Here is a 3,026-nt window from a genome sequence, read left to right as displayed (position 1 = left end):
GTGCATCGGCCGCTCCGCGAGCAGGGCCAGGATCGCCGACCGCACCTCGCCACGACCGGCGCGAGCGCCCGAGCGCTTCTCAAATCTGGAACGGAACTCCTCGACGGCCTGCCACATGCCGTCGATGTTGGGGCCGCCAAATCCGCCCGCCGGGTACGAATTACGCATCATGCTCTCCTCTGCGAGTCGTGAACGATAGTCAACGATACATCCGAAATGCGCAGGCCCAACAGGGGAGGGCGGCGGCGCGGCGGCCTGTCACGCGGGCCCCTCCAGATACCCCCAGCGGCCGGGACCTTCGGCACTGTCTTGATGTCCTGGCCCGACGCATCGTGCCCATATGGCCAGCGCCGATCCACGCGCCGGGCGTCCAGGGCTGTCTGGGGGACGCAGGGCGCTTCTCGTCTGCGGAGTTGTTTCTTCGCTGCTTTGGCCTCTCACCAGCGAGGCGCTGGCAGCAGGGCTTTACAAGGGCTCCAGCTCTTTCTCCCAAACCATCAGCGAACTAACTTCCCTGGGGGCGCCGGCCCGGACGCCGCTCATTGTGGAGGGCTTCATCTATGAGTCGCTCGTTATCGCGTTCGGCGTCGGGGTCTGGCAGCCAGCGCGGGGAAGGCCTTCCCTGAAGGTGACGGCCGGCCTGCTTATCGCTTACGGTGCGCTCGGACCCCTGTGGCTTCCGTTCCCGATGACGGCACGGACGGAGATCACGCCGACGGCCACGGCGGCTATCACCGATGTCATGCACCTTGTCCTGGGCGCTGTCGACGCGTTGCTCTACCTCGCAATTCTAGGGTTCGGGTCCGTTGCCTCGGCAAGGGTTTTCGCTACTACTCGATCCTGACTCTCGCCGTCGTCCTCACGTTCGGCGTCTGGACAAATTCGTTTGTCCCCCTGGTCGCCGCGGGGCAGCGGACGCCATGGCTGGGGGTTGTGGAACGCGTCATGATTGGGGCAGTCCTGTTGTGGGTGGTGCTGGCCGTTCTCCTGCTTCGTTGAAGCCGGCATGAACACGTGGAGAAGAAGCCAGATGAGCCGGCCGTATCGCATTGACACCCACCAGCACATCGTTCCGCCGGGCTATGCGCGCTGGATCCTTGACAAGGGCATCCGTCCAGACGGCTTGGGCCTGCCGCCGTGGTCAGAGCGCTCGGCGTTGAAGTTCATGGACCGTCACGGCGTCCAGGCAGCCATCCTTTCGCTGTCGACACCCGGCGTGTACTTCGGAGACGCGGCGGAGGCGCGGCAGCGGGCGCGGGAAGTCAACGAGTACAGCGCCGAGGTGGTGGCGGCCCGGCCGGAGCGGTTCGGGTTCGTCGCGACCCTGACGCTGCCGGACGTGGAAGGTGCCCTGGCGGAGGCCCGGTACGGCCTGGACACCCTGCACGCGGACGGGATCGTGTTGCTGGCCAACAACGACGGCCGCTACCTGGGCGATCCGGGCTTTGAACCTCTGCTGGCGTTCCTGCACCGCCGCCGTGCGGTCGTGTTCATCCACCCGGGTGAACTGCCCGCCCCGCCGGTGCCGGGTATCCCCACGTTTGCCGCAGATTTCATGCTTGACACCACCCGCACTGCTATCAGCCTGGTCCTGTCCGGCGCAGTGGAAAAGTACCCGGGCATCAAGTTCATCCTGGCCCACGCGGGCGGCTTCGTGCCGTTCATCGCCTCCCGGATCCTGCTGGCGATACTCAACGACAAGGACCTCGCGGTCGGCGCGCTGGCCGCACTGGCCGACAAAAAGCAGTCCGTCCTCCGGCGGTTCTACTACGACGTCGCCCTGTCCGCCAGCCCTGCGGCGCTGCCCAGCCTGCTGGAGGTGGCGGACCCCGGCCGCATCGTCTAYGGGACAGATCTTCCGTTAGCGCCCGCACCGGCCATCGATATCCTGAACATGCAGTACGAGAATTACCCCCTGGACCCGGGTATGCGCCACGCGATAGACCGAGGCAATGCCCTGGCACTCTTTGCCCCCTGGCGCGGGATGAAGGCTAGAAGCGGGAGCGTCGGGACCCATCCGGGGGTGTCGGGACCCTCTCAGGATGCCGGGCGGCCCGGCCAGTCCCTGCCTGCCCAGGGGTCGTAGTCAGCGATGAGTTCCTCCTGCGGCGGCCGCATATTTTCGGGAACGTGCTGCAGGTTCACCCGCACCCGGTACCAAAGCGAACTCGATCCGCGCATTCCGTCGACAAGGATGTCGGCGGGGTGCAAGTCCGGGACGACGTCCGCGTGCCGGGTCTTCCATTCCTCGAGCCCTGCGAGCGCCTCGGGTTTTGTCTTGGTGCGTGCCACCTCAATAAGCGGCATCACCGACCGCCGGCGGCCGGAGCTGTCACCGCCGCGCGGCGGCTTCTCGGCCGGACCGAGCTCGGCGGCCAGGCCGAGGAGCCCGTCGAGGGAGCCCGCCGCGCCGTCGATCCCGCGGTGGGGGTCGCCGATGTCTGCGAAGCGCTCAAGCACAGTGGGCACCGTGAACTGTTCGGGCCGGGTGGAGCGGACCTCGTCCCAGCTGAGCGGCGTCGAGACCCGGGCGTCGGGGAGGGCCCGGATCGAGTAAGCCGAAGCAACGGTTCGGTCCTTGGCATTTTGGTTGAAGTCTACGAACACGCTCTCGCCGCGTTCCTCTTTCCACCACCGCGCGGTGGCAAGGCCCGGCGCGCGCTTCTCGACCTCGCGGGCGAGGGTCTCGGCCGCGAGCCGCACATCGCGGTAAGACCACCGGGGTGCGATGCGCACGAGGATGTGCAGTCCCCGCGAACCGCTTGTCTTGGGCCATCCCACCAGTCCTACATCGTCGAGTACCTCCCGCGCGACATAGGCGACATCGACGATCTGCGACCAGTCGACGCCCGGCATCGGGTCGAGGTCCACCCGCAGTTCGTCGGGATGTTCGAGGTCCTCCGCGCGCACCGGGTGCGGATTGAGGTCCAGGCAGCCCAGGTTCACCACCCAGGCCAAGCCCGCGGCATCCCGGATCACGGCCTCTTCTGCCGAAGACCCCGACGCGTAGTGCAGCGTCACCGTGT

General features: G+C 67.0%; 3 protein-coding genes and 1 pseudogene. 2 read left to right on the top strand and 2 right to left on the bottom strand.

Features of this window, described 5'->3' with window-relative positions; genetic code table 11:
* A pseudogene (locus AB4Y86_RS15700) lies at window positions 1-168 on the bottom strand (PadR family transcriptional regulator); the annotation flags it as partial.
* Window positions 169-340: 172 nt separating this feature from the next.
* Between AB4Y86_RS15700 and AB4Y86_RS15695 the strand changes: the two are divergent.
* Together AB4Y86_RS15695 and AB4Y86_RS15690 are read left to right on the top strand one after the other, a co-directional pair.
* Window positions 341-844: a hypothetical protein gene (locus AB4Y86_RS15695; protein WP_441403116.1), complete on the top strand. Its 504-nt coding sequence runs from the start codon at window positions 341-343 to the stop codon at window positions 842-844.
* 186 nt (window positions 845-1,030) lie between these two features.
* The gene (locus AB4Y86_RS15690) at window positions 1,031-2,086 is read left to right on the top strand and encodes an amidohydrolase family protein (protein WP_441403115.1); all 1,056 of its coding nucleotides are present in this window, start codon (window positions 1,031-1,033) and stop codon (window positions 2,084-2,086) included.
* Here AB4Y86_RS15690 and AB4Y86_RS15685 read toward each other — a convergent pair.
* A partial coding sequence (locus AB4Y86_RS15685) for a DNA polymerase domain-containing protein (RefSeq protein ID WP_441403114.1) occupies window positions 2,038-3,026 on the bottom strand: 989 nt, incomplete at its 5' end. The two genes, AB4Y86_RS15690 and AB4Y86_RS15685, sit on opposite strands and share 49 nt — an antisense overlap.

Origin of the sequence: Arthrobacter sp. 2YAF22_2, assembly GCF_052114645.1 — a bacterium.
GTDB lineage: Bacteria > Actinomycetota > Actinomycetes > Actinomycetales > Micrococcaceae > Arthrobacter.
This window is presented reverse-complemented; position numbering and strand designations above follow the sequence as displayed.

Excerpts from the sequence above, each read along its gene's own strand:
- AB4Y86_RS15695 (WP_441403116.1), top strand. The coding sequence starts at position 341 with ATGGCCAGCGCCGATCCACGCGCCGGGCGTCCAGGGCTGTCTGGGGGA.